This is a genomic window from Pontibacillus sp. HN14 (assembly GCF_021129245.1).
GTDB lineage: Bacteria > Bacillota > Bacilli > Bacillales > BH030062 > Pontibacillus.
Genome location: NZ_JAJOLR010000001.1, coordinates 1 through 23,381 on the forward strand (window position 1 = coordinate 1; position 23,381 = coordinate 23,381).

A 23,381-nucleotide genomic window follows, 5' to 3' on the forward strand; every position below is an offset into this window, starting at 1 on the left:
GCTTTTCGGTGGGAGTAAATCTTCCCATAAATGATCCCCCTATTTTTGTCCTAAGATAGGGGGGCACTTCAGCTTTTGCCCGAGGAGGCTCGGGAGTCCGTCCGCAGGAAAGCGAGTGATTTCTGAGGTCCACCTTTTCACGATTATAGGTAACGGAAACGATTCTCTCATTCAATTAAAGTACCGAATACAACTAGATTCTTATAGTTCAGGATTAATTAGAATTGGTGGGATGGGTGGTTCGCCGATAATGAAAGCTGGTCCTTTGCCGTCGTTAAGGGGATATCCATAAGGGTATGGCCCTGGGCATTTGGCTGAGTAGGGGAAGGTTTGGGAGTAAAAGGGAGGGTAAAAGAATAAGCCGTCGTATACTCCCCAGAAAACATCAGCTGACGCTCCAAATGGAAAGGTCCGAAACGGATAGCCGTTCCAAAACGCGTCCTGTTCCAATGATCTCTCCTTATTTCCAAGAGGTAAAAAGGAAAATATAGATTGTGCCATAATGATTCGTCTCCTTCCATCGAGTGGTTGTTGGTATAGTCTATGCAGGTAATGGGAGATGTGTGGAGGGGGGAGGGATCTGGCCGAGCGAATAAAGAAGGTCCTCAACGATCCAGTTTTTCATAAACAACATGTTCAAGCTCCTCTCATACCTTATAAGGAAGTAGCCTAGTAAGGAGTGTGAAGGATGGTAAAAGAAGAAGTACAGCAGTTAGTGAATTACCTGATTGAAATCGAGCATGTCTCAACGACCCTTTATTTAGCGATGTCTGCCTATTTAGATCGTCAGGATTATACGGGAATGGCGAAGTGGTTACGGTTACAGTCGGAAGAAGAACGGACGCATATGTTATCATTAATTGATTATTTAGCTGGGAAAGATGGCGTGGTGAAACTGGGGGAAGTGCCGGCGCAACCGAGTGATTTTGGGACACCTCTTGAAACGTTTCAGAAAGTACTCGAGCACGAACAATTCGTTACAAACGCCTATCGCCAAGCCTATGAATATATCCTTCCGATCGACCCTCAGACCGCTGTCATTGTGCAAGACTTCTTAAGAGAGCAGATTGACGAAGAGGCTCAATCTCTCACGATCGTTCAAAGGTTAAAGATTGCAGCTGACAACCCATCGGCCCTGTTAGTGATCGACCAGGAGTTAGGGCAACGACAGCCGGGAGCGGCAGCAGGGGGATAATCGAAGATAAGCAGGTGATTGTATGTGTAAGAACTTATCCATAGAAGCGGCTATGAAGAAAGCGAAAGCATCTATTGAACTTGAAGGGTTCAACGTAACGAAGGAGCATGACGAGCTTGTGCGAAAAAGTTTGAACGATGAACTGACGCATGAGCAATTTATGGAAGAGGCTAAGCAGTTAGCTGCTAAGCGGGAACGTTAATATCGACAACTTAAAGCGTGTGGATTCTATAACCAAATGGCGTGCCAATCTAACTGATAGGCACGCCATTTGGTGTTTCACTTAAGATCGATCCAATTTTAAAAAGAGCTACCCCCGTCTAAGCGGCAAGGTACAACACCTGAACGAACCGCCTGATTTAATAATCTCAGAGAAATCAACAGGGATCACATGAAAGCCTTTTTCCTCAAGAATTCGATTCATTCGGTCGTTCTGAGGCAGACTAATGATCATTTTGTCCCCAATGGATAAAACGTTTGGGCCCATTTGGAACTGTTCGTCACGTGTTACTCGAATGAGATTGAACATCGAAGAGATTCGCCCCAGTCCTTCAGGGGTGAACGCAGAAGGGTACACTAGAGCTGTTTCCTCATCCACGATATTAAATACACAATCAAGGTGGAGGATGGACTCATGAAGGGGCAGGGCCACGACCTTATAAGAAGGCAGGCGATCTTGCAACGCCTCTATGGCTTCCATAGAAGTTCGCCCACTTTGTCCAACAAATATAGTCGTTCCATGCACAATTACATCGCCTCCTTCGATAGAAGAAGGGAATTCATTGTGATAGGGGATTTCGTTGGCTTCAAGCCATCTTTTTAAAGTTTCTGACTCTGGCTGTCTAATCGTTTCACTCATAGAGGCAACGTACAGTTCATCATGAAGCGCAAATCCTATATCCCTTGTGAAAACTTGCTCAGGTAGGGCGGGATCAGGTGAAAGCTCTTCTACTTCCACGTGCTGGTCTTGCAACACGCGCACAAATTGTTCATGCTGTTCTTGAGCGAGAGGGATATTTATATTTTGATTCTGATAATGTTTCTGTGTTTCGTTGATCACTTCAGTAATTTCCATAAAAGAAGGTTTCACGACGAGGACTTTGTGTAAGGTATCGTATTCTGATCTACATTGGATGCGGTTGTCTGTTTCTAAACTCTTCATGCTTGTAACCTCTTTCTACTGATTTTTAACGTTATTTATGATGGAATGGACACTTGCCTTCAATTGGCTTAATGTCGTCTCCTATAAAAGACTGTTTCCACTCATTATGCGTAGGATCGCCAAAATGGCTGATGTCAGGATGAGTAGGGAGCTGGTCCCATTTCTCAACGCGGGCTCTCACCTTCTCCCGAGACATGATTCCTCCTTTTTCAGTTCCCTCTAAACCTTGAAAAATCACCCGAGGCTGGAACCCCAAAATTAAGCTGTTCCCGAGATTTCTCGTCTTCCGTTGTTTATAGGCAGGGGCATTTCCGAAGGTGAAAATCGGCTCGCCCCCAAAGTGAAAATCCCATAAATAATGCTCAGGATCCTTTGGTGCACCTTCTGGCCAAGGGAAGCGATCCTGATTGTGTAAATACTGTAAAATCTCCCAAAAATACGAGCGGTAATAATCCACTGATTTTTCCTCTTTTTCGGGTTCCACAAAGATAAACAACCCGTGCCGCGGCGCATTCGGTTCCTTGAACAAACTTAAGAAACTTTCAACGGCTTCAGGTAGGTGGTCCCACTTATCATGACTTATATAGGAATAACGAAGCTCGCCTATTTTTTGAGCCTTCATACCAAAAAAACAAGGAAACGTTGGATCCGTCACAATTTCACTAAACGTTTGATATTCATTCACAAGCCACTCAGGCAGGTGATCAGACTTGTCAAAATCCTCTTTCGTAAGCAAATAAGGGCTTTTCGTTTTTAACATGTTTCTTCTCCTTTATATGTAATTCGTGATGGAGAATCTTGGATGCATGCTATCTAGTGTGTATAACCTGATTTGGGAAGGGTGAAACATTCTATTGTAAAATAGTTTTAGAGGAGATAGAGGGAGAAATCGCTTTCAATATTTTACAGAAAATATGGATCTAACTAAATAAAAACGCACCCCCATCGGAGGTGCGTACTAGAGCTTTGTATGTTATTGAAAATTATTCCCATCATGTCGATGTCTGGCCTGGTCTAATGACGTTTCTGTATAAACCTGAGTCGAATCACTAACGTTTTTGACCCCTTCTTCAGGATCAATATTTAACTTTCTTTTCTTCGCAATCATATCAATCACAAAACCAAGAACAAGGAGCGCTCCCATAATGATCAGCAAAAACAGCCACATAGGCATAGCGGCATCTCCTTTCCTACCTTAACCTGATTTACTTTTGTAGCTTTATATTTTTAGTATATCATAAGTATGATCTGAATTGTATTTTATTTCCTTATATATGGAAGAATCAGGTGTTATAAGTTCCATGAGGCGAGCTTGAAGATTTGCTCATTTTCAGTAAGCTATTTAAGCCCTTGTTATCTAATTCAGCACGTTTCCGTCTCTTCTATACTTGGTAAAGGTGGTTCGGGAAAGTGCGAGACTCCTGCGGCAACGTGAGCCTATCCAGCTCCGGCGTGGAGGACCTAGCGTGATAAGTCATCTTTTTTACAAAGGCAAACCGCCTTTTCCAAAAAGCTGTCTTATCCGTACGGTCCTAAGCACCACGCCTGCACTTTTAAACTAGGTGAGACCCCGGAGGCCGGCAAAGGCGGTTGAGGAGGCTCATCAGCTCCCCACAGGAAAGCGAGTAGTTTCCAGGCCCACCTTAAACTCAACTAAAGCCCAATAAAAAAGCCGCGCAAACAGTTACGTTTGCGCGGCTCGTCTTATTATTTCTCTTCATTAGGAGAGTCCGTTAACGGTTTGTCCTCTTCCTCATCATCTAAGAATCGAAGTAAATCCCCGTATACAAGCTTATCAGACAGGTTCAATTCTGTTTGAGCTTTTTGGACAATGGTATCACATTCAGAACCTTCTAGTTCTTGCCCTGTCGCTTTATCGTAGCACTTCTCGGATTCACCGTCGTAGACGTATTTGTCAGTAATAACGGATCCATCACGTAGAATCGCTAAGTCTTCGCGATCTTTAGCAAGTAGGTCTGTACCAAACTGAATATCGTCTTCCGTTTCAACTCCTAGTAAGTTTAGGATCGTTGGCTTCACGTCAATTTGACTTCCGACTGTATCCATTGTTTTCCCTTCAAGACCAGGGGAGTGGATGATGAATGGAACACGCTGCAATTGCGTGTGCTCAAATGGTCGGATTTCAGTTCCTGTAATTTCAGCCATCGCACGGTTATGGTTTTCAGAGATTCCGTAGTGGTCACCGTAGAATACGAATACGGTATCTTCATACTCGCCGGCTTTCTTCATGTCTTCCATGAATGTCTCTAAAGATTTATCCATATAACGCGCAGTTTGGAAGTAACGGTCTACTGTGCCGTCTCCAGTGTTCGTGCGGTCGATCATGACATCCTCTTCGTCGTTAAGAACGAAAGGATAGTGGTGCGTAAGCGTAATGAACTTCGTATAATATGGTTTCTCTAAGCCTTTAATCTTAGACATGGATTGTTTAAAGAACGGAATGTCCTTTAAGCCATAGTTAACAGAGTTCTCCGTTGTAACATTATAATCTTTCTTCGAGAAGAAACGATCATAACCTAAGGCTGGGTACATCACATCGCGGTTCCAGAAACTATCGTTGTTTCCGTGGAATACGGCAGATGTGTAGCCTTTTTCTTTTAGAATTTCAGGTGTTGCATTGAACTCGTTACCAGCATTGGTCGTAAAGACGGCTCCACGAGGAAGTGGATAAAGGGAGTTCGCAATTGTGAACTCAGCGTCTGATGTCTTTCCTTGACCTGTGTTGTGGTAGAAGTTATTAAAGTAAAGCGTATTTTTGTCTCTTACTAAATCGTTTAAGAATGGAGTAACTTCCTTGCCGTTTACTTTGTAATCAATAATAAAGTTCTGCAAGGATTCCATTGAGATCAGAACAACGTTTTTGCCTTCAAGTTCTCCGAAGTTTTCGCTTTTCGGGTCTTTCTGACTGGATAAGTAACTGCGTACTTCTGTTAACTCATCACTTTCAGCGAAAACGCGGTGACTCTGGGTGTTCGCTGTCATAATAGAATCGTATAGGTGGAAGTTATACACACCCATAAGTTTTACGAACATCGCACGGTCGAATGTACGTGTTAATAACTCAGAACGTTCGTCGTTCGCCATGTTCAGGTTTAATGAAATGGCTAGAAGCGCGGTAGCAAATAAAGCGCCCATTGTACGCTTTTTCACGCTGAGTGTGAGCGTACCTTTCTTCATGCGTGCCCAAACCATTAATGCGACTACGTCAACCCAGAACAGTAAGTCTGTAAAGCTCATTAATGACTTAGCACTTCCGCCAAGCTGAGCGAAGTTCTTGTACTGCATCAATACCGGGATGGTAATGAAGTCGTTAAAGAATCGGTAATACACGACGTTTGCAAATAACACAAACGACATAATGAAGTATAAGGTTAGAAACGCTTTAATCCGTTTCGCTTTTGGAAAGATAAAACTAAGTCCTAAGAAAAATAAAATCGACCCTAGTGGTGTAAGAGCCAAGATATATTCTTGCGTTGTGTTTTCTAAATCTAGGTTAAAAGAAAATCTGAATGCTAAGTACGATTTGGCCCATAGCAAAACTGTCGCTATGAGGAAGAAGAATAGTCCATTCTGTAGCAATCGGTCTACTCTTTTATTCATGTGTGATCCTCCTTTGATCGCCTGGTTCCATGATTGATTGTGATTGAGGATATCGTGCTTTTTATCTGTATAGTCAAAGTACTTGAGATCCTACATTTACAAATTCTTTAGAATTTCATTATAGAACGATTTTTGAAAAGGTCAATGGGAACACTACTAAAATTAGCCAATATTCCTATAAAAATAGACTTTATTCATAGAAATGTCACTCTTTAATGCCTTCGACCTTACAAAAAGTTAACATGCATTTAATATAATATCAAAGGTTATTTTTTACATAAATAGTAAATTAAAAAAGCCTGTCCTCGGTATCCTCCTTTATACTCACCAATTCTCAACCTTCTAAACTATAAATTCTACTTTAGCCAAGTGAAGCGTGCCAGACACCCTTTCGTGTTGTAAAGCACCGCAGGGTGTCTGACACGATCATCTTTTTCCGTTTTTTGTTAAATGCTCTCGGGTGTTCTACTATATAATAAGGAAGAGAGGAGGTTGGCTGTTGTCTGGTATTGGGCTTTTAGGTGTGGTGTGGCTCCTTTTGATTGTTGGGCTCATCGTTTTGTTCCTAGTATCCTTTACGTATTTCCTTAGGAGAACGTTTCAAAAAAATGTCGGCGATCGGTTGGAACGTGTGGAGAAGAAAGTGGATGGGTTGACGGAAAAATTTCAGAAGAAATGACATGGGGAATATATAATAGGAGAGAGGCAGGAGCCTCTCTCCTTTTGTGTATCCGTTATTATACATTAAACACTTCAGCAAGATGCTGACGAAGTTCTGTCATATACGTATCGATATCAGGGTTTTTGATTACATCAAATGCGCCAAAGCTCTTCAGTGGTTCCATACCGACGTATTTCTGCATGTTATGAAGATGATCAATTGCTCCTTCGAGATCTTGGCCTTTAAAGAATTCTTCGTCTTTACTGAACGCATCTTTTGGAGCGTTCCATGTTGTAGAGAACATGTACTTTCTTCCGGTCATCAGGCCACCTTCTCCGTACTTACCTCCACCGCCGAAGAAAATACCTGGTTCATAAACTGAATCCATATAAGTCTTTGTTGCACCAGGAAGGCTGAACCAGTACATCGGTGTTTGAACAACGATGGTATCAGCCCATTTGAATTTTTCTTGTTCTTCTTTTACATCGTAGCCTTCACTTACAACTGTTGTTTTGACTTCATATTTTGAAGAGAGCTTGGTTACAATTTCATCATAAAGCGTCTTATTCAAACGTCCCTCAGCAATTGGGTATGGTTCGTGTCCATTTATAACTAGAATATTGTTCATCTTAAACATCCTTTATCATATAGTTTTATTGTTCGAAAACCATCGAACTGTTTTAAACTATAGCACCCTATTAAGTGGAATGCAAACAAAAAAAGAACCACCAAAAAATGGTGGTTCTCCGAACACGCTATAAATCTTCTTCATTTACTTTTCCGATCGCGTCGAGTAATCCAGGGAACTTTCCTTCAATTTCTTCTGTCCGTATGGAGTAAAAATGCTCCTTTCCTACAATTCTGGCCTGGATAAGCCCGGCTTCTCGTAATACTTTTATATGATGAGATACGGTTGATTTCGGTAATTGAAGTTGAAGCGTGTAATGGGTACAGTTATTCTCATGCGTGTCCCGAAGACACCGGATAATCTTAGCTCGGTTCGGTTCACTCAGGGCCTGCAAAACTTTTGTAAACGTTACGCTTTCAATTGGTGGATGATAAGGTATTTTCATAATTCATATTGTATCGATTATCATACTTGAAGGCAAGACAGTGGACTCTTGATAGTTGAAAAGGGTCCTGTGTACTGAGAGTCTTTTAGAACCTTTTTTTAACAATATGCAATTTTGTGGCATAGCTTCTTCAAGAGAAGGGTATTCCCTTTACATAATTAAAAAAAGGAGAGAAGAACCATGCCAAAAGCATTATCTGGGAAATTGGCCTTATTTATGTTAGCGATCTTCGTCGGGCAATTACTCGCGCTTTTAATTGTCGGCTCCATAGAAGGACTTCTAACGATTGTCACCTTCTCACATCTTACACGCTACACAGCGATTATCGGTCTGATCGTCGGGGTTGCAGGTGTCTTACAAGAAAACGGAAAGGGGAGAATCATTCCGATTTTAACCCTTGTACTAAGTGTTGCATTAGCAGCCTTTAATGGCTATTTAATGTTTATCTGGGGATAACCTGTGAAAAGAAATCCGTAATTGTCAGAGTCGCAGTCGTTTCATAGCTCACTTAACGATTATTAAAATTTTTAACTAAAAAGTTTGAAAAATCCTTTGACATTTTTATGATACACTTGTAACATATGGATTAACGAAAAACACATATGCATACAATCTTCTTATCCAGAGAGGTGGAGGGAATGGCCCTTTGAAACCTCGGCAACGGATCCTGATTAACAGGGCACCGTGCCAATTCCTTCAAGCATACGCTTGAAAGATGAGAAGAGACGGATCTACATATACGTAAATCCCCTCTTCTTATTTTTTTAAGAAGAGGGGATTTTTTATTGTCCATAAGGGAGTGAAATGGACCGGATTTAGCTATAAAACCAAGTTATCATATCTGTTTTATCAGTATTAAAGGAGGCAGGCAGCATGATCGAGTTACACAATATTGAGAAAGTGTACCATAAGGATGAACAAATCATTCGAGCAGTCGATGGAGTGGACCTATCAATTGATAAGGGAGCTATTTACGGCGTAATTGGATTTAGCGGGGCGGGGAAAAGTACACTCCTTCGTTGCGTCAATCTCATTGAGCGCCCTACATCTGGAGAGGTGAAGTTAGACGGGGAGGACCTGACCAAGTTGCCAAAGGCAAAACTAAGGAAAGTCAGGCGGCGTATTGGCATGATCTTTCAACATTTTAATTTGCTAGAATCGAAAACCGTCTATCAAAACGTTGCTTTCCCCTTACTTCTTGACGGACAAAAAGGGAAACATGTGGAAGCTAAAGTGAAAGAGCTTCTCGATTTTGTTGGCTTAGCTGATCAAGCAGGGAAATATCCAGATGAACTCTCCGGCGGTCAGAAACAGCGTGTAGGTATTGCGCGCGCCCTTGTCCGGTCTCCTGAAGTCCTCTTGTGTGATGAGGCGACTTCGGCGCTTGATCCTCAGACGACGGATGCGATTCTTGATTTGTTAAAGGAAATTCGCGATCAGTATAAGATTACGATTTTAATGATTACCCATGAGATGGGAGTCATTCGTGAGATCTGTGACCGGGTTGCTGTAATGGAGGGAGGAAAGGTGATCGAAGAAGGATCGGTCTTTGATATTTTCTCTAGTCCCAAGCATCAGACGACAAAGAACTTTGTGAGTTCGGTGATGAACGATAAGATTCCGGATTCGATTCTAGAGGCTCTAGACAGTACCCGCCATGTGTACCGGATTACGTTCTTACGGGAAAAAGCATCTGAGCCCATTCTCTATAGAGCTGCGGCTCAGCACAATGTTGAAGTGAATGTGTTATACGGGCAAATAACTGAATTGCAAGGTGAACCATTTGGAAGTCTGATTGTCGAATTTATTGGAGGAGAGAAAGAAATTTTTAAGGCCCTTCATACAATCGGGCAATCCGTTACATTGAAAGAGGTGACAAGAAATGCAAGTTGAATTAGCTACATTTTGGCCAAAGATTTTAGAGGCAACACAAGAGACTGTCGTTATGGTAGGCATCGCTTTACTGTTTGCGGTCGTAATTGGATTACCCCTTGGGATTTCTCTCGTTGTAACGAGGAAGAATGGACTGCTAGAGAATGGCCCTCTATTTACTGTATTAAACGGCGTGGTGAACTTCTTCCGTTCAATTCCGTTCATTATCTTGCTTGTTGCTATTCTACCGATCACTCGATTTATTGTCGGTACTTCAATTGGGACAGCGGCAGCCGTGGTGCCCCTTGTATTCTTCTCAGCGCCTTATATTGCAAGGCTCGTTGAGAGTAGTTTGCTAGAAGTGAATCCAGGGGTTGTAGAAGCAGCAGAATCGATGGGAGCCACACCCTGGCAAATCATTCTACGCGTATTTTTGCCAGAAGCATTAAGCTCTCTCGTGTTAAACATCACGATCGCAACAATCGGCCTTGTCGGAGCATCGGCGATGGCAGGTTTTGTAGGAGGCGGTGGTCTTGGAGATTTAGCGATTGCCTATGGGTACCAGCGCTTTGAGACAAACGTCATGATCATAACGGTGATCCTGTTGGTCATCATTGTTCAAACCGTTCAAACATTAGGAAATTACGTATCAAAAGCAGTTCGTAGACGATAAAAGGAGGAAATTACATATGAAAAAGTGGATTGTATTCATCGCAGTATTAACAACATTAGGAGCGGCCCTTGCAGGGTGCGGCAGTACGGAAGCAGAAGGGGAGACCAAAACCGTTAAAATTGGAGTCAGTGGTTCTGGAGTACCTTTGTGGGATCCGATTAAAGAACGTGCAGCAGAAGAAGGGATTGATATTGAGCTTGTCGAGTTTGCCGATTACGTTCGACCGAACCTTGCCCTTGCCGATGGAGATATTGATTTAAACGCATTCCAGACGGTTTCCTATTTCGATGCGTTCATTGAAGAACACGACCTCGATCTTGAGCCGATTGGAACGACGCTTATTGCACCAATGGGCGTTTACTCAGAAAAGTATGAAGACCTAAGTAACATCCCAGAAGGAAGCGCGATTGCGTTACCTAAAGAAGCAACGAACATGGGCCGGGCACTACTTCTTCTTGAGAAAGCTGGCTTGATTGGACTTCCGGAAGACTTTGATGGGAACGGATCATTAGAGAAAGTCGAAGAGAATCCAAAGAATTTAGAATTAACTCCAGTTGTAGCTGCGCAGACACCTCGCGTGTTACCAGATGTAGCTGCAAGTGTGATTAACAACGGTGTAGCTGTTGAAGCAGGATTTGTCCCTGTTGAGGATGCGGTATTTATTGAAGGAGACACAGCGACCCCTTATATTAATATTATTGCAGCACGAGCTGATGAAGCAGATAAAGAAGCGTATCAAAAAATTGTAGAGATCTATCAAACAGAAGAAACAGCTGAACACATTCGTGAAACGTATAACGATTCTTTAATCCCGACGTTCGTATCATTAGAGAAAATTGGCTGGTAATCGCCAGTAAAAGGAGTGAACGGCATGAGTACAGTAGAGAAAACGCTTGAAGGAGTCGTGACGGGCTATGTGGATGACCGCGAGGAAGTCTACTTAGATGTGAGTCACCGCATCCATCAGAATCCAGAGATCGGGAATGAAGAATATTTTGCCAGTGAAACGTTGTGTAAGCTGTTAGAAGGAGAAGGATTCGAGGTTACAAGAGGCATCCCGGAACATGAGACAGCTTTTATCGCTCGGAAAAAAGGGAGCGCGAAAGGACCGAAAATTGGCTTTCTCGCAGAATACGATGCTTTACCTGGACTTGGGCATGCTTGTGGGCACAATATTATTGGAACAACGAGCACACTTGCTGCGATCTCCCTTAGTAAAGTTCTCGACCAGACTGGAGGAGAGGTGGTCGTCCTCGGAACCCCGGCTGAAGAAGGGGGACCGAATGGAAGTGCGAAAGGGACATTTGTCAGACACGGTCTTGTTCAGGACCTTGATGCGTGCATGATGGTTCATCCATCCAATCAGACGAACGGAACATCTGACTCCTTGGCTGTTGATCCGCTAGATTTTGAATTCTATGGTCAATCAGCCCATGCCGCAGCGAAGCCAGAGTACGGGATAAATGCGCTAGATGGTGTCATTCAGCTCTTTAACGGAGTCAACGCCATTCGCCAACACGTCACAGATGACGTACGTCTTCACGGTGTCATTCTAGATGGAGGCGTCGCTCCAAACATTGTTCCTGACTACGCAAGAGCACGCTTCTTTGTAAGAGCCGCTACCCGCGAGGCGTGTAACGAAGTGACAGCAAAAGTAAAACGCATCGCAGAAGGAGCAGCCTTAACAACCGGAGCTTCTGTAAAAGTCACACCCATTCAAAACGGCGTCGATAACCTCGTTTTGAATACTCGATTTGATGAAATCTTCAAAGAGCACATCATAGCCCTTGGAGAGAACTATATCGAAGAAGGCCGCGAGGGGATCGGTTCAACCGATGCAGGAAACATCAGCCAAGTCGTACCAACCATCCACCCCTATATCAAAATCGGCTCCTCTGACCTCGTCCCCCACACCGACGCATTCAGAGAAGCAGCCATTTCAAAACGTGGCGACTTAGCCCTTCTTCGTGGATCAAAAGCACTTGCCTTAACTGGCCTTGAATTACTAACGAACGAAGAATCCTTGCAAGAGGTTCAGAAAGAATTTGAACTGAAGAAGAATGGTTGATAAAAGGAGTTATCTCGATATGGGGTGACTCCTTTTTTTGTTTAAGCTAACGCAAACGGAAACATTCTCCCATTTTATGAATCGAAACGTGTCTATCGTTGTAGAAATATTTCCTGGGGAATACCCAAAACGTGTAACCTATGACTCATATTCCTCCTGAAGTGTTTAATAGCACCACGATGGGTGAAAAGAACAACTAACAAACCAAAGGAGGAGTTCACATGTTACACAAATTAATCGACAAGATTGTAGCCATCGTAACGTTCATTCCAAGAATGATCGGTCGCCTTCTTAAGAAGGTTGTGTAAAGGTCAGGGAATAGGGGGAAAGGAACGGTTTACTGTTGAGATAGTAAATCGTGCCTTTCCCCCTATTTTTTTTGGATCTTTCTTTTACGAATAAAGAGAAGGAGTAGCAACAAGCTTGGAACGATCATTTGCATAGGGACGTGGACATAAAGAGGAACGATCTCTAATCCTTCTTTCAAATGTTCGGCGATATTTTCACTAATTAACATCGACACGGTCATGACAAGGAGGCCTATAAATCCGATTAACCCCTTGCTTTTTCTCCTTGGGAGCTTGAATAAATACTGAAGCATTGTCACTCCACCGTAGAAGAAAATCGTAATTTTAAAGAAGCCGGTGACCACCATAATGATGATGACGATCGGGTCCATGCGTTGAATGATTCCCTGGATATTTACTAGGGAGATGGTGTCAAGAAGCGGGACCGTTGAATTCATCGCAATGGTCGGGCCAAGAACCATAAGAATCGTCACACTTATAATCAGTAAAATGATCCCGCTTATGAGAATACCGATAACGCCATATCGGAAGCTATTTAAGGGATGCTCCAAGTGAGGGAAGATCACGGCAAACACAATCAGTTCTCCGAACGGGAACGACACCCCGCGTGGGAAAACGAGAGAGAGTAACTCTTTCACCCCTATATTGAAAAACGGCTCAAGTCGTTCGATTTTCGGCAGATCCATGATAAAGACAAACATGAGGAATAGTCCTCCCATTAACAATACGTAAGGGAGAAAAAGCTCTCCTGATCTGGCAATCACCTCTATGCCAAGATAACAGGCGAAGCCCACTACAATCATAAACAACAATGAAACAGCGAAGAGAGGCGTCTCGTGTAAGATCGTCTGGGAAATTAATATGGTAAAGTCCCGTAAGACGCGTGCTGAGATGTATAAGAAATAGAGAATATACCCCCAGACCAAAATGTAGCCGATGACCGGACCAGCGAGTATTTGTATGACTTGGGGGAATGGGGTGTCCGGATAAAAGGACACGAATCGAGTGAATAGTCCATAAAGGATGAGTCCACCTGCCATACTTAACAAGATAAAGAGCCATGCGTTTTGCTTTGCTTCAAATCCTAATCCTACAATAATCGAGCTCCCAAATTCGAAGAGGATGATAAGGGAAATGAACTGATAACGAGTAATGGACTCTTTCATCGGGAAGCCCCTTTCAGAGAACGTTTGAACACTTTCTTCACGAGTGTTGTGATAGTGATAAGAATCGGATAGAGAACTCCAAACGTCGTGGAGTAATACAACCATGTCGTCTGGTTCCATTCTGCCGCATAAATGCTGCTAGGATATACGATGAGAGATAAAGCGATGACTAAAAGGCCAAAAGGAAACGTGAGGGAGCGGTAATTTTTAGCCCCGAAAATCTGAGAAAAAGCAGTGACAGCCGCGTAAAAATATAAGGATAGCTTGAAAAATATCGTTAAGATCCAGGAGATCGCAATGATAACTTCCACCCTCTGAATTAACCCTTCTACATTTAACGTTTTCGCGAGTACATAAGTCGGATAGATATGGTGGGCCGTATATTCCACTCCGAGCACGGAGGTGGTAATAAACGTCGCAGTCATAATCATTAACATACCAAGGAGGTAAGCTATAATGACTTTTCTGGCCATGTGTTTCTTATCTTGGACGAGCTTAGGATAGACCATAAATAAAACAATAAGAGGGAAGGTCGAAACAGTAAGGTCGAACCAAGCGCTTTTCACGATTGGACTCGCCCCGCTGCTTAACAAAGGTTCTACATAATCCAGGTTAATGCTAGGGATGCTGAACACAAAAATGACGAGCAACAAGATGAGCACCCACGGGAAGAAGAGTTCTCCTGTTCTCGCGAGCGTTTCAATACCAAGATAGACGGCGTAGATGACGACAAACATGAATAGAAAATGGATAAACGGCTGAGGCGTTTCGTGGAGCATTTGGGTGACCATAAAATGACCGATTGTCCATAATACCGTTGCTGCAGTAATGAGGGCATATAACATAAACAAAAGAGAAAAGAGGGTTCCGACCCACTTCCCGAACAATACCTTATTCAAATCCACCATGTTATGCTCAGGATACCATATGCTGATTAAGAGGTAGAATAGGATAACCCCCGTTCCGATAGCCATGGCTACCCCTACACTAATCCAGGCATCTTCTTTCGCTGTGCTAGCCAGATTAGAAGGAGAGAGTAAGATGGATGTTCCGATGACGAACAAGAATAAGAACAGCAAAAATTGCCTGACGTTGATTTTTTCTCTGCCATCCATATGCCCTCTCTCCTTTCTGAACAATTAAGATCATCACTTGAAAAATCGATGGACGGGATCATAGACGATGGAGATCCCCTCAAGTGGACTAGGTATGGATATCCCGACCTGGGACAAGATCAATATAGATAAACTGATGCCTATTAAAGTGACATATAAAAATAGATCTTTTTTCTTCGACGAATCACGTAACAAGGATTTGATCTGGACCCAGCTAATGATGAGAATTAGCAGATAGAGTAGAAACCACATAGTCTATTTCTCCTTATCCAGTTTATAAGGGTTTGAGATGGTTCCGGTTCGGTTAATTTCAACAGTGGCATCTACCGAAATATCGACCTCAGGAAAAGTGCTGTCCCATTCTTGTTTGACAGTTTTCCAATAGGCAGGGTCTTTTCGGTGGAGTAGATCACCAAAACCGAAGATATCACTCTGGTAATCCTCTTGAACATCTTTAACGGTTTCGTTAAGTAGAATGGTGAGCTGTTTGCTAAAGCTTTGCTCTAGTTCTTTAATGGCATCTACTTTCATCAGGTCCACTTCGCATTCAACATCTGCAATATTCCCTTCCACCATTACCTTCACATTAAAGTGAGGTTCGCCGTTTTGAATCGACACTGTTTTGTCGCTTTTGGCTTTCATGACCTCTAACGTAATGCTTCCATCATCTTTGCATGTGAAATATTCAGCGGTATTCCTCACATTGCCTTGTATATAGTTAAAGCCTTTACTCTGAGCCTGATCCATCCACCCAATTAATCGATCCCCTTTGAAAACACCAACGGAGTCGACGCGTACATCTGTTGGAGCGCCCACGTCTTCTACATTTTCAAGCCTGCTTCCTTTTTCTAAGTCTCCTACGTTGTACACTCCGCTTAACACGGGTTCTTGTCCATCGCTGAGGATCTGTGTAATGAGTTGCTGAATTTTAACAACGATCGAAGGGGCCCAGTAATCCCTAGATGTTTGCATGGAAAAATACATTTTACTTGCTGGGATTTTCTCCATTGGGGTTAAGATTGTGAGCAGGTCATGAGCTTCCATTCCTTTTGCCACAGCCATGTGAAAATCTGTCCGAAGCTCGTGGTCCCTGGTAAGGAAATCAAGGGTTTCGCTAATCCCTGAGCGGGCCAGCTCCTCCCCGAAGACAACTTTCCTGATATGAGATAAATACACTTTCCGGGGAGCTTTGTCTGTTAAGCCCCTCAAAGCTTCAAACATGGAGCGTCCTTCGCTCGTATAGGTGGTCACAGCGGTTCGTGTGGAAATGGTCTTAGCCGCTACTTCAGCTGGGTTAATGATTTGGACTGTGAACTTGTAGCCATTTTCTGTTTTATCAAGACCCAAGCCGGTCGCAATGGCGAGTTCGTCCAGTTCGCGTTTACTCCAGCACCCCGTTAAACTCGTGAGTAAAAAGAGTAGCGTAATGCATAAAAGAAGTCGTTTCTTCATGATGAATCACCCTTTTTTGGTGGTCGTGATGTAGGACTTGGCTTGTGCATGTTTTCTCGATTTATATTCTTTTGGTTAATTAAACGCTGGCGTGACAGTAGCCCCCAGCGCGGGAATCTGAGTATCGTGTCCTTTTGGTCGCTTGTGATATAAGGTGCGATTGGACTTAAATACGGAACACCAAAAGAACGTAGACTTGCCAGGTGTAAAGCGAGTGCAATCAGTCCTAGTAAAATGCCGAATAATCCAAAGGTTGCCGCTAAGAACATAAATAGAAAGCGCAGCATGCGGATTGAGATCGCGAAATTAAAGCTTGGCGATACGAAACTTGAAATCGCGGTCAGACTCACAACGATAATCATCGCGCTTGAGACAAGACCGGCTTCTACAGCCGCCTGCCCTAAAACAAGGGCCCCGACAATTGAGATCGCAGAACCAACTGCTTTAGGGAGTCTGACCCCAGCCTCACGTAGGATCTCGAACGTTACTTCCATAATAAGAGCCTCGACTAACGCAGGGAATGGAACGCCTTCTCGCTGTGAAGATAAGTTGATTAAGAGAGACGTAGGAATCATTTCCTGATGATAGGTCGTGAGTGCGACGTATACAGAAGGAGTGAGCAAAGCAAGAAAGAACGACAAGAAGCGGATCATACGGACGAGTGTCGAGAAGTCTGATCGCTGGTAATAGTCTTCTGGTGACTGGAAGAACTGCATAAAGAGGGCAGGGACCAGTAAGACAAAAGGTGAACCGTCCACGATAATCGCGATGCGTCCTTCTAACAATCCGGCAGCGATACTGTCAGGCCGTTCCGAGTTATAAACCGTGGGAAACGGTGTATACGTTTCATCTTGTATCAGTTCTTCTATATATCCGCTATCTAAAATGGAGTCAATGTCGATCTGGTTTAAGCGTTTATGGACCTCTTTTACGACTTTATCGTTCGCTATGCCGTTCATATAAGCGACGGCTACATCGGTTTTCGTCTTCTTACCAATGGATTGTGTGGAAATCCAAAGGTTAGGGTCTTTAATTTTACGTCGGAGTAGAGCTGTGTTTGTTCTTAAGGTTTCTGTAAAACCGTCTTTAGGCCCTCGAACAACGGCTTGAGTACTCGGCTCTTCCACGCCTCGGTCTTGCCAGCCACGAGTACTAACACAAAGAGCTTTCGTTTCACCTTCTAAGAAAATCACCGTATCCCCTGAAAGGACGTGAAGGAGTATATCGTCTAACGTATCAAGCTCATCCATCTCTCCAGCAGTTAAGACATGATCCCGTATGGTGTAATACATGCCTTTCTCTGAAGCTTGCTGGCTTAATCTCGTTTGACGAATATCAGACATCAACGTTTCAAGGAGTGATTCATGGACTGTATGTTCATTCACAAGACCATCTGTATACACGACCGCTATTTTCACGGTACGCTTTTCTCCGATCTTGAACTTACGTATCACAATGTCCGTACTCTCTCCTAAGGAATGCTTAATAAACGTGAGGTTCTTAGGAAGATCAGGATCGATCGGTGTTGGATACTCTTCTTCCGTCTGCTGACTATTCTCTTTTTTCGTAAATAAACGAAATAACTTTTTCATAACCATCCCTCATAAAAAGCCGACGTATCAATCACTTTCCTGTAGTAAAGTATAGAAGCGTGTCAGACACCATGTGGTGCTTTAAAAGGTTAAAGGGTGTCAGACACGCTTTAGTCTGTTGAAGTGCGTGTGGAATCTCCCAAGGCGCTTGCGCTTTTCTTGATCTAGCTCCGGCGGCCATCCCCTTGAGCTTAAGTCAACCCTCTACGTGGCAAAGTCGCCACTTCGAGGTTTGTCTTAAGCTTGACGGGGATAAACGGCCGCTTGCGCTTTTCATGTCTAGCTCCAGCGCCCAGATTCTCGCGACATAAGTCAGACCACTCTGTGGCAAAGACCGCCACGCCGTGTTCTGTCTTATGCGTGTCGAATCTCCCGGGGCGCTTGCGCTTTTCTTGATCTAGCTCCGGCGGCCATCCCCTTGAGCTTAAGTCAACCCTCTACGTGGCAAAGTCGCCACTTCGAGGTTTGTCTTAAGCTTGACGGGGATAAACGGGCCGCCTGCGCTTTTCTTACTAGCTTCTACATTGTTTGGTAATTCATACACATTTAGGTGGGATTGTCTTAAGTTCGAGATAGTGGGTGGGTTTTTGCGTGATTGAGGGATGGGTATGTGGTACAGTGAGAGGGAAAAGAGGAAAGGATGATTGGATGTACGGTTTAGAAGAGAAACGTCAGCAAGTGTTGGATTATTTAAATAGCCTATCAGATGAACAAGCTTCTAAGAAACCAGATGAAGATACATGGTCTGTACTCGAAGTCGCGGAGCACCTTTATTTAATGGAAGGGTTTATCATCCAGAAGATCGATAAAACCATCCGTGGTGGGGAGCGTGTAGAGACGTCAAAGAAACCGATTCATCATACACCTGATCGTTCACACAAGGTCGATGCCCCAGAAGGCTTAAAGCCAAAGGGAGACTTCAAATCGATTCAGGATGCTCTTGAAGGTTTGAAGCGCTCTAGAGAAGCGACGTTGTTCCTTCTTCATAACAAAGACGAAGAAACGCTTCAAAGCTATTCGTTCCCACATCCCGTATTCGGTGAAATGTCACTGGATCAGTGGGCTGAGTTTATCGGTTGGCATGAGCTTCGCCACCTTGAACAAATGAAAGAAGTAGCAGAAACCAACTAATTAGGAAAAACCCGGGGCTATTAGTCCCGGGTTTACTAGTGCTATAGGTGGATTTTATAGCCTGTTGCCCCACAATAAATTGACGATGAAACCTCACTATTTTTATACTTAGCATAGAGGGGAATGAATGTTCATTCCGCTCCGGATGTAATGGAGGGTACCTTGATGGAAACAGCGACGAATAAACGAAAAGATATTTTAGAAGCGGGGCTTATGCTTTTTGCCGAGCGTGGCTATGATGCAACGACCATTCCTATGATTGCCTCAAAAGCAAACGTAGGAGCGGGAACGATTTACCGTTATTTTGTTAACAAAGAAACGTTAATGAACCAGTTATTCAGGGAATATGTAACCCTGTTCCTTGAAACATTGCGAACCGGTTACCCGAATGAGGGTACATGTAGACAACAGTTCAGCCATATATTTAACAGTATGGTTCGTTTCACACTCGATAACGAGCATGCTCTTTACTTTATTAAGACCCACAATCGTCCTCGTGTATTAGACGAAGAAAGTGTGGCTTTATATCAAGAGCTGCTGGACTTTACTCGTGACTATTTTGAAGCCGGGAAAAAGACTGGAGAGATCCGAAAGATGCCAGCAAATGCGCTGATTGCGATTGTTTTCGGTGCCTTTATTCAACTTCATCAACTTGTAAGAGAAGGTGCGGTGGATGAAACCCCACAGTTGTTACGAGACTATGAAGAAAGTTGCTGGGATGCAGTTAGAGCTCACTAAAAGCTCTATATTGCATTATGGTATAAGCGGAATGAATATTCATTCCGGTCAGAACAACAAGCCCCCATACATCTCTTCCGCCGCGTTTCCTATTACATTATACAAAAAGGAATGATCGAGTATGGCAAATGCTAGACAGATTCCATCCCCGAAGACGTATGGTCCGCTCGGGAGTCTACCTCTAATTGATAAAGATAAAATGATGCAATCCTTAATGAAATTAGCCGATGAATACGGCCCGATTTTTCAATTTCAGTTTCCGGGTCGACTTAGTACGATTATTTCAAACCATGAACTCATTAAAGAAGTAAGCGATGAGTCACGTTTTGATAAAACGGTAGGGCCTGCTTTACAAAATGTAAAAGCTTTTGGCGGGGACGGATTATTCACAAGTGAAACGTCAGAGCCAAACTGGAAGAAAGCCCACAACATCCTACTCCCAAGCTTCAGCCAGCAGGCGATGAAAGGGTACCATGACAAAATGGCCGATATCGCTGTTCAGCTTGTGCAGAAATGGTCCCGTCTGAACGACCAGGAAAGCATTCACGTAACCGACGATATGACACGTCTCACGCTTGATACGATCGGGCTATGCGGCTTTAACTATCGTTTTAATAGTTTCTACCGCGAAGAACTGCACCCGTTTGTTCAGAATATGGTTCGTGGACTAGATGAAGCGATGAGTCAGCTGCAGCGTCTTGGCCTGCAAGATAAATTAATGCTGAAGAAGAAACGTCAGTTCCAGCAAGACATACAAGGCATGTTCACTCTTGTGGACCAGCTCATTCAAGACCGTAAAGACCAGGGAGACCAGGGGGAAGATGACCTTCTTTCTCATATGCTAAAAGGTCATGATCCTGAAACAGGTGAGAAATTAAGTGATGAAAACATTCGCTTCCAGATCATCACGTTCTTAATCGCCGGACACGAAACAACAAGTGGCCTGCTTTCGTTTGCGCTACATTATCTGATGAAGAATCCAGAGGTGTTAGAGAAAGCCTACGCGGAAGTGGACGAAGTGCTAGGCGACAGCGGCGTCCCTACTTATAAACAAACGAAACAGCTAAAATACGTGCGCATGATCTTAAATGAAGCCTTGCGCCTATGGCCAACAGCGCCTGCCTTTGGTCTTCATGCAAAAGAAGATACCGTCATCGGAGGAGATATTCCGATCGAGCAAGGCGAAACGGTTATGGTCTTGCTGCCGCAATTACACCGTGATAAATCCGTATGGGGAGACGATGTCGAAGCGTTCAAGCCAGAGCGTTTTGAAGATATGAAATCCATCCCACAGCACGCCTTTAAACCATTCGGCAATGGACAGCGTGCGTGTATCGGCCAGCAATTTGCGATGCACGAAGCAACGCTTGTGTTAGGCATGCTGTTGCAAAACTTCAAGTTTATTGATCACACAAACTACCAATTAGATGTAAAAGAAACACTAACGCTAAAACCAGAAGGCCTCACGATGCAAGTGAAGCCCCGTCGCGCTCAGATGGCTTTTCAAATGACGGCTCCTAAGAAAGAGGAGGACCAAAAAGAAAGCAAAAAAGAAGCATCCGTTCCTAAACACGGCACGCCTCTACTTCTTTTATATGGTTCAAACCTCGGAACAGCTAAAGGCGTAGCCCGTGAACTTGCTGAGATTGGCGAGGCAAAAGGGTTCAGTGCGCACATTGCTTCCCTTGATGAGTATGCAGGCCTGATGCCGCTTGAGGGAGCGGTTGTCATTGTCTCCGCATCCTATAACGGAAATCCACCTGATAATGCTCACGAATTTGTGGCTTGGCTTGATGCAGCAGGTGAGAATGAGTTAACAGGCGTTCAGTATTCTGTATTCGGCTGCGGCGACCGCAACTGGGCCAATACCTATCAAAGCGTTCCGAAGTGGATTGACGAAGAAATGGCGAAAAAAGGTGCCACTCCTTTTGCTGAACGTGGAGAAGGCGACGCGAGCGACGACTTTGAAGGCCAATATGAAACATGGGAAGAAGGACTCTGGAGTAAACTCGCTGAAACGTTCGACCTGAACCTTGAGGGAGATACTGGACAAACCGCTAATGCGCTGACGGTTGAATTTGTAGACGGTGTAACAAGTACACCCCTTGCGAAGGATCATAAAGCCTTCACAGCGCGTGTTGCTGAGAGTGCTGAACTGCAAGGGCAAACAAGTGAACGAAGCACCCGTCATTTAGATATCACACTGCCATCAGGTGTTTCCTATAAAGAAGGAGATCACTTAGGCATTATTCCACAAAATAACCAGGACCTTGTCGACCGCGTCCTGCGCCGTTTCTCATTAGACGGCGAACGCTTTATGGTGTTAAGCGGAAGCAGCGGCAAAACGGCTCACCTTCCACTTGACCATCCGGTGAGCATTAAAGATTTAATGACCCATTATGTAGAACTTCAAGAACCTGCAACACGAGCTCAAATTCGTGAACTCGCAGCAAACACAACTTGCCCGCCTCACAAAGTAGAGCTTGAAGATCTTTTACAAGATGAGGTTTACAAAACGGAAGTGCTAGGCAAACGCACAACCATGCTTCAGCTGCTTGAGAAATACATGGCATGTGAGCTTCCATTTGATCGCTTCGTTGCCCTATTGCCACCACTAAAAGCTCGCTATTATTCCATCTCGAGCTCACCGAGTGTGCAAGAAGGAAAACCAAGCATTACAGTCAGTATCGTTCGCGGACCATCCTGGAGCGGTGACGGAGAGTATAAAGGAGTAGCGAGTAACTATCTTGCATCCTTAGAACCTGGAGATGAGGTCGCATGTTTCATTAACACACCTCAATCGAACTTCCAGCTTCCTGAATCCAGCGAAACGCCGATGATTCTGATTGGCCCAGGAACAGGAGTGGCTCCGTATCGCGGCTTCTTGCAAGCGCGTCAAGCACTGCGTGAAGCAGGCCACGAACTAGGCGAAGCCCATCTTTACTTCGGCTGCCGCCATCCTGAACAGGATTACCTTTACCAGGAAGAGTTCGAATCCTTCCAGGAAAACGGACTCGTCAAGCTGCACACGGCTTTCTCCCGTTTAGAAGGCGCGGAGAAAACTTATGTGCAAGACTTACTGCGCGAAGATGCCGAACAAGTGATGGGTCTATTAAACAAAGGCGCCCGCTTGTACGTATGCGGCGACGGCAGCCAAATGGCCCCGGCCGTCGAAGAAGTATTAATGGAAAGCTACGAAAAAATTCAATCTGCCACACGAGAAGAAGCAGCCGAGTGGTTAGATGGTTTACAGCAAAAAGGCATTTATGCAAAAGATGTTTGGGCTGGGTAATGATTATGATGATGAAAAGCGGAACCTATGGGGTTCCGCTTTTTTTGTCTGGTTGTAGAGATGGTGGGGAGCGCGGTGCGGCGGAGTGTAGAAAGCGGGTTTGCAGTGTTGAATGGAGGTGCGGTCTGTAGAAAGCCACCCTCCACTGTCTAAAGCCAGAGCGCACTGAAGAAAGAGAGAAGAGCAATGAAGAAAGATTACCGAGCAGTAAAGAAAGAGCCTCTGCTGTGTCTAAAGCAGGATCGGAATGTTGAAACGGGCG

At 44.0% G+C, this 23,381-nt stretch carries 22 protein-coding genes and 1 riboswitch; of the genes, 11 read left to right on the forward strand and 11 right to left on the reverse strand.

From position 1 onward, the window contains the following. Window positions 1–201 precede the first annotated feature (201 nt). Window positions 202–501, reverse strand: a complete 300-nt coding sequence (locus LQ226_RS00005; RefSeq protein ID WP_231415671.1) for a hypothetical protein — start codon at window positions 499–501, stop codon at window positions 202–204. Between the two features lie 187 nt (window positions 502–688). Here LQ226_RS00005 and LQ226_RS00010 point away from each other — a divergent pair, with 187 nt between their 5' ends. Together LQ226_RS00010 and LQ226_RS00015 are read left to right on the forward strand one after the other, a co-directional pair. Next, window positions 689–1,195: a ferritin gene (locus LQ226_RS00010; protein ID WP_231415672.1), complete on the forward strand. Its 507-nt coding sequence runs from the start codon at window positions 689–691 to the stop codon at window positions 1,193–1,195. A gap of 22 nt (window positions 1,196–1,217) precedes the next feature. Then, on the forward strand, window positions 1,218–1,397 hold the full coding sequence (locus LQ226_RS00015) for a hypothetical protein (protein ID WP_231415673.1): 180 nt from the start codon (window positions 1,218–1,220) through the stop codon (window positions 1,395–1,397). 108 nt (window positions 1,398–1,505) lie between these two features. Here the strand turns inward: LQ226_RS00015 and LQ226_RS00020 are convergent, their stop codons facing one another. From LQ226_RS00020 to LQ226_RS00035, 4 genes are all read right to left on the reverse strand, one after another. Continuing rightward, entirely contained in the window at window positions 1,506–2,357 is an 852-nt protein-coding gene (locus LQ226_RS00020) for a dimethylarginine dimethylaminohydrolase family protein (protein WP_231415674.1), read from the reverse strand. A gap of 31 nt (window positions 2,358–2,388) precedes the next feature. Next, the gene (locus LQ226_RS00025) at window positions 2,389–3,117 is read right to left on the reverse strand and encodes a YqcI/YcgG family protein (RefSeq protein WP_231415675.1); all 729 of its coding nucleotides are present in this window, start codon (window positions 3,115–3,117) and stop codon (window positions 2,389–2,391) included. Between the two features lie 213 nt (window positions 3,118–3,330). Continuing rightward, window positions 3,331–3,531, reverse strand: a complete 201-nt coding sequence (locus LQ226_RS00030) for a hypothetical protein (protein WP_231415676.1) — start codon at window positions 3,529–3,531, stop codon at window positions 3,331–3,333. Between the two features lie 533 nt (window positions 3,532–4,064). Next, window positions 4,065–5,978, reverse strand: coding sequence for an LTA synthase family protein (locus tag LQ226_RS00035; RefSeq protein ID WP_231415677.1), 1,914 nt, complete (start codon window positions 5,976–5,978; stop codon window positions 4,065–4,067). Between the two features lie 499 nt (window positions 5,979–6,477). On the opposite strand from LQ226_RS00035, the gene LQ226_RS00040 reads away from it, so the two are divergent. After that, entirely contained in the window at window positions 6,478–6,657 is a 180-nt protein-coding gene (locus LQ226_RS00040) for a DUF4083 family protein (RefSeq protein WP_231415678.1), read from the forward strand. A 58-nt stretch (window positions 6,658–6,715) separates the two neighbouring features. On the opposite strand, the gene LQ226_RS00045 is transcribed toward LQ226_RS00040, so the two are convergent. Next, entirely contained in the window at window positions 6,716–7,267 is a 552-nt protein-coding gene (locus tag LQ226_RS00045) for an NAD(P)H-dependent oxidoreductase (RefSeq protein ID WP_231415679.1), read from the reverse strand. Window positions 7,268–7,394: 127 nt separating this feature from the next. Then, the gene (locus tag LQ226_RS00050; protein ID WP_231415680.1) at window positions 7,395–7,712 is read right to left on the reverse strand and encodes an ArsR/SmtB family transcription factor; all 318 of its coding nucleotides are present in this window, start codon (window positions 7,710–7,712) and stop codon (window positions 7,395–7,397) included. A 180-nt stretch (window positions 7,713–7,892) separates the two neighbouring features. Here LQ226_RS00050 and LQ226_RS00055 point away from each other — a divergent pair, with 180 nt between their 5' ends. From LQ226_RS00055 to LQ226_RS00075, 5 genes are all read left to right on the forward strand, one after another. After that, window positions 7,893–8,168, forward strand: coding sequence for a hypothetical protein (locus LQ226_RS00055; RefSeq protein ID WP_231415681.1), 276 nt, complete (start codon window positions 7,893–7,895; stop codon window positions 8,166–8,168). Window positions 8,169–8,326: 158 nt separating this feature from the next. After that, a riboswitch (SAM riboswitch) is annotated at window positions 8,327–8,434 on the forward strand. 151 nt (window positions 8,435–8,585) lie between these two features. After that, a complete protein-coding gene (locus tag LQ226_RS00060; protein WP_231415682.1) occupies window positions 8,586–9,605 on the forward strand; it encodes a methionine ABC transporter ATP-binding protein in 1,020 nt (339 codons plus the stop codon). Then, complete coding sequence (locus tag LQ226_RS00065; protein WP_231415683.1) at window positions 9,595–10,257, forward strand: methionine ABC transporter permease; 663 nt, start codon at window positions 9,595–9,597, stop codon at window positions 10,255–10,257. The genes LQ226_RS00060 and LQ226_RS00065 overlap by 11 nt, the downstream gene beginning before the upstream one ends. A 16-nt stretch (window positions 10,258–10,273) precedes the next feature. Further along, the gene (locus LQ226_RS00070; RefSeq protein WP_231415684.1) at window positions 10,274–11,104 is read left to right on the forward strand and encodes a MetQ/NlpA family ABC transporter substrate-binding protein; all 831 of its coding nucleotides are present in this window, start codon (window positions 10,274–10,276) and stop codon (window positions 11,102–11,104) included. Window positions 11,105–11,128: 24 nt separating this feature from the next. Then, window positions 11,129–12,325 carry a M20 family metallopeptidase gene (locus LQ226_RS00075; RefSeq protein ID WP_231415685.1) on the forward strand — a complete coding sequence of 399 codons (1,197 nt, stop codon included), beginning with the start codon at window positions 11,129–11,131 and terminating at the stop codon, window positions 12,323–12,325. A 370-nt stretch (window positions 12,326–12,695) separates the two neighbouring features. Here the strand turns inward: LQ226_RS00075 and LQ226_RS00080 are convergent, their stop codons facing one another. From LQ226_RS00080 to LQ226_RS00095, 4 genes are all read right to left on the reverse strand, one after another. Then, complete coding sequence (locus LQ226_RS00080) at window positions 12,696–13,799, reverse strand: GerAB/ArcD/ProY family transporter (RefSeq protein ID WP_231415686.1); 1,104 nt, start codon at window positions 13,797–13,799, stop codon at window positions 12,696–12,698. Beyond that, complete coding sequence (locus tag LQ226_RS00085) at window positions 13,796–14,914, reverse strand: GerAB/ArcD/ProY family transporter (protein WP_231415687.1); 1,119 nt, start codon at window positions 14,912–14,914, stop codon at window positions 13,796–13,798. The genes LQ226_RS00080 and LQ226_RS00085 overlap by 4 nt, the downstream gene beginning before the upstream one ends. A 255-nt stretch (window positions 14,915–15,169) precedes the next feature. After that, the gene (locus tag LQ226_RS00090) at window positions 15,170–16,366 is read right to left on the reverse strand and encodes a Ger(x)C family spore germination protein (protein ID WP_231415688.1); all 1,197 of its coding nucleotides are present in this window, start codon (window positions 16,364–16,366) and stop codon (window positions 15,170–15,172) included. Then, entirely contained in the window at window positions 16,363–17,958 is a 1,596-nt protein-coding gene (locus LQ226_RS00095; protein ID WP_231415689.1) for a spore germination protein, read from the reverse strand. Before LQ226_RS00095 ends, LQ226_RS00090 begins: the two co-directional genes overlap by 4 nt. A gap of 591 nt (window positions 17,959–18,549) precedes the next feature. On the opposite strand from LQ226_RS00095, the gene LQ226_RS00100 reads away from it, so the two are divergent. The 3 genes from LQ226_RS00100 (at window position 18,550) to LQ226_RS00110 (ending at window position 23,119) form a co-directional block, all read left to right on the forward strand. Then, window positions 18,550–19,089 (forward strand): DinB family protein, encoded by a 540-nt coding sequence (locus LQ226_RS00100; protein WP_231415690.1) that lies wholly within the window; start codon window positions 18,550–18,552, stop codon window positions 19,087–19,089. 165 nt (window positions 19,090–19,254) lie between these two features. Beyond that, window positions 19,255–19,827 carry a TetR/AcrR family transcriptional regulator gene (locus LQ226_RS00105; RefSeq protein WP_231415691.1) on the forward strand — a complete coding sequence of 191 codons (573 nt, stop codon included), beginning with the start codon at window positions 19,255–19,257 and terminating at the stop codon, window positions 19,825–19,827. A 121-nt stretch (window positions 19,828–19,948) separates the two neighbouring features. Beyond that, window positions 19,949–23,119 carry a bifunctional cytochrome P450/NADPH--P450 reductase gene (locus LQ226_RS00110; RefSeq protein ID WP_231415692.1) on the forward strand — a complete coding sequence of 1,057 codons (3,171 nt, stop codon included), beginning with the start codon at window positions 19,949–19,951 and terminating at the stop codon, window positions 23,117–23,119. Window positions 23,120–23,381 lie beyond the last annotated feature (262 nt).

Coding starts and splice junctions, on each gene's coding strand:
- LQ226_RS00005 (WP_231415671.1), bottom strand. CDS start 501: ATGGCACAATCTATATTTTCCTTTTTACCTCTTGGAAATAAGGAGAGA.
- LQ226_RS00010 (WP_231415672.1), top strand. CDS start 689: ATGGTAAAAGAAGAAGTACAGCAGTTAGTGAATTACCTGATTGAAATC.
- LQ226_RS00015 (WP_231415673.1), top strand. CDS start 1,218: ATGTGTAAGAACTTATCCATAGAAGCGGCTATGAAGAAAGCGAAAGCA.
- LQ226_RS00020 (WP_231415674.1), bottom strand. CDS start 2,357: ATGAAGAGTTTAGAAACAGACAACCGCATCCAATGTAGATCAGAATAC.
- LQ226_RS00025 (WP_231415675.1), bottom strand. CDS start 3,117: ATGTTAAAAACGAAAAGCCCTTATTTGCTTACGAAAGAGGATTTTGAC.
- LQ226_RS00030 (WP_231415676.1), bottom strand. CDS start 3,531: ATGCCTATGTGGCTGTTTTTGCTGATCATTATGGGAGCGCTCCTTGTT.
- LQ226_RS00035 (WP_231415677.1), bottom strand. CDS start 5,978: ATGAATAAAAGAGTAGACCGATTGCTACAGAATGGACTATTCTTCTTC.
- LQ226_RS00045 (WP_231415679.1), bottom strand. CDS start 7,267: ATGAACAATATTCTAGTTATAAATGGACACGAACCATACCCAATTGCT.
- LQ226_RS00050 (WP_231415680.1), bottom strand. CDS start 7,712: ATGAAAATACCTTATCATCCACCAATTGAAAGCGTAACGTTTACAAAA.
- LQ226_RS00055 (WP_231415681.1), top strand. CDS start 7,893: ATGCCAAAAGCATTATCTGGGAAATTGGCCTTATTTATGTTAGCGATC.
- LQ226_RS00060 (WP_231415682.1), top strand. CDS start 8,586: ATGATCGAGTTACACAATATTGAGAAAGTGTACCATAAGGATGAACAA.
- LQ226_RS00065 (WP_231415683.1), top strand. CDS start 9,595: ATGCAAGTTGAATTAGCTACATTTTGGCCAAAGATTTTAGAGGCAACA.
- LQ226_RS00070 (WP_231415684.1), top strand. CDS start 10,274: ATGAAAAAGTGGATTGTATTCATCGCAGTATTAACAACATTAGGAGCG.
- LQ226_RS00075 (WP_231415685.1), top strand. CDS start 11,129: ATGAGTACAGTAGAGAAAACGCTTGAAGGAGTCGTGACGGGCTATGTG.
- LQ226_RS00080 (WP_231415686.1), bottom strand. CDS start 13,799: ATGAAAGAGTCCATTACTCGTTATCAGTTCATTTCCCTTATCATCCTC.
- LQ226_RS00085 (WP_231415687.1), bottom strand. CDS start 14,914: ATGGATGGCAGAGAAAAAATCAACGTCAGGCAATTTTTGCTGTTCTTA.
- LQ226_RS00090 (WP_231415688.1), bottom strand. CDS start 16,366: ATGAAGAAACGACTTCTTTTATGCATTACGCTACTCTTTTTACTCACG.
- LQ226_RS00095 (WP_231415689.1), bottom strand. CDS start 17,958: ATGAAAAAGTTATTTCGTTTATTTACGAAAAAAGAGAATAGTCAGCAG.
- LQ226_RS00105 (WP_231415691.1), top strand. CDS start 19,255: ATGGAAACAGCGACGAATAAACGAAAAGATATTTTAGAAGCGGGGCTT.
- LQ226_RS00110 (WP_231415692.1), top strand. CDS start 19,949: ATGGCAAATGCTAGACAGATTCCATCCCCGAAGACGTATGGTCCGCTC.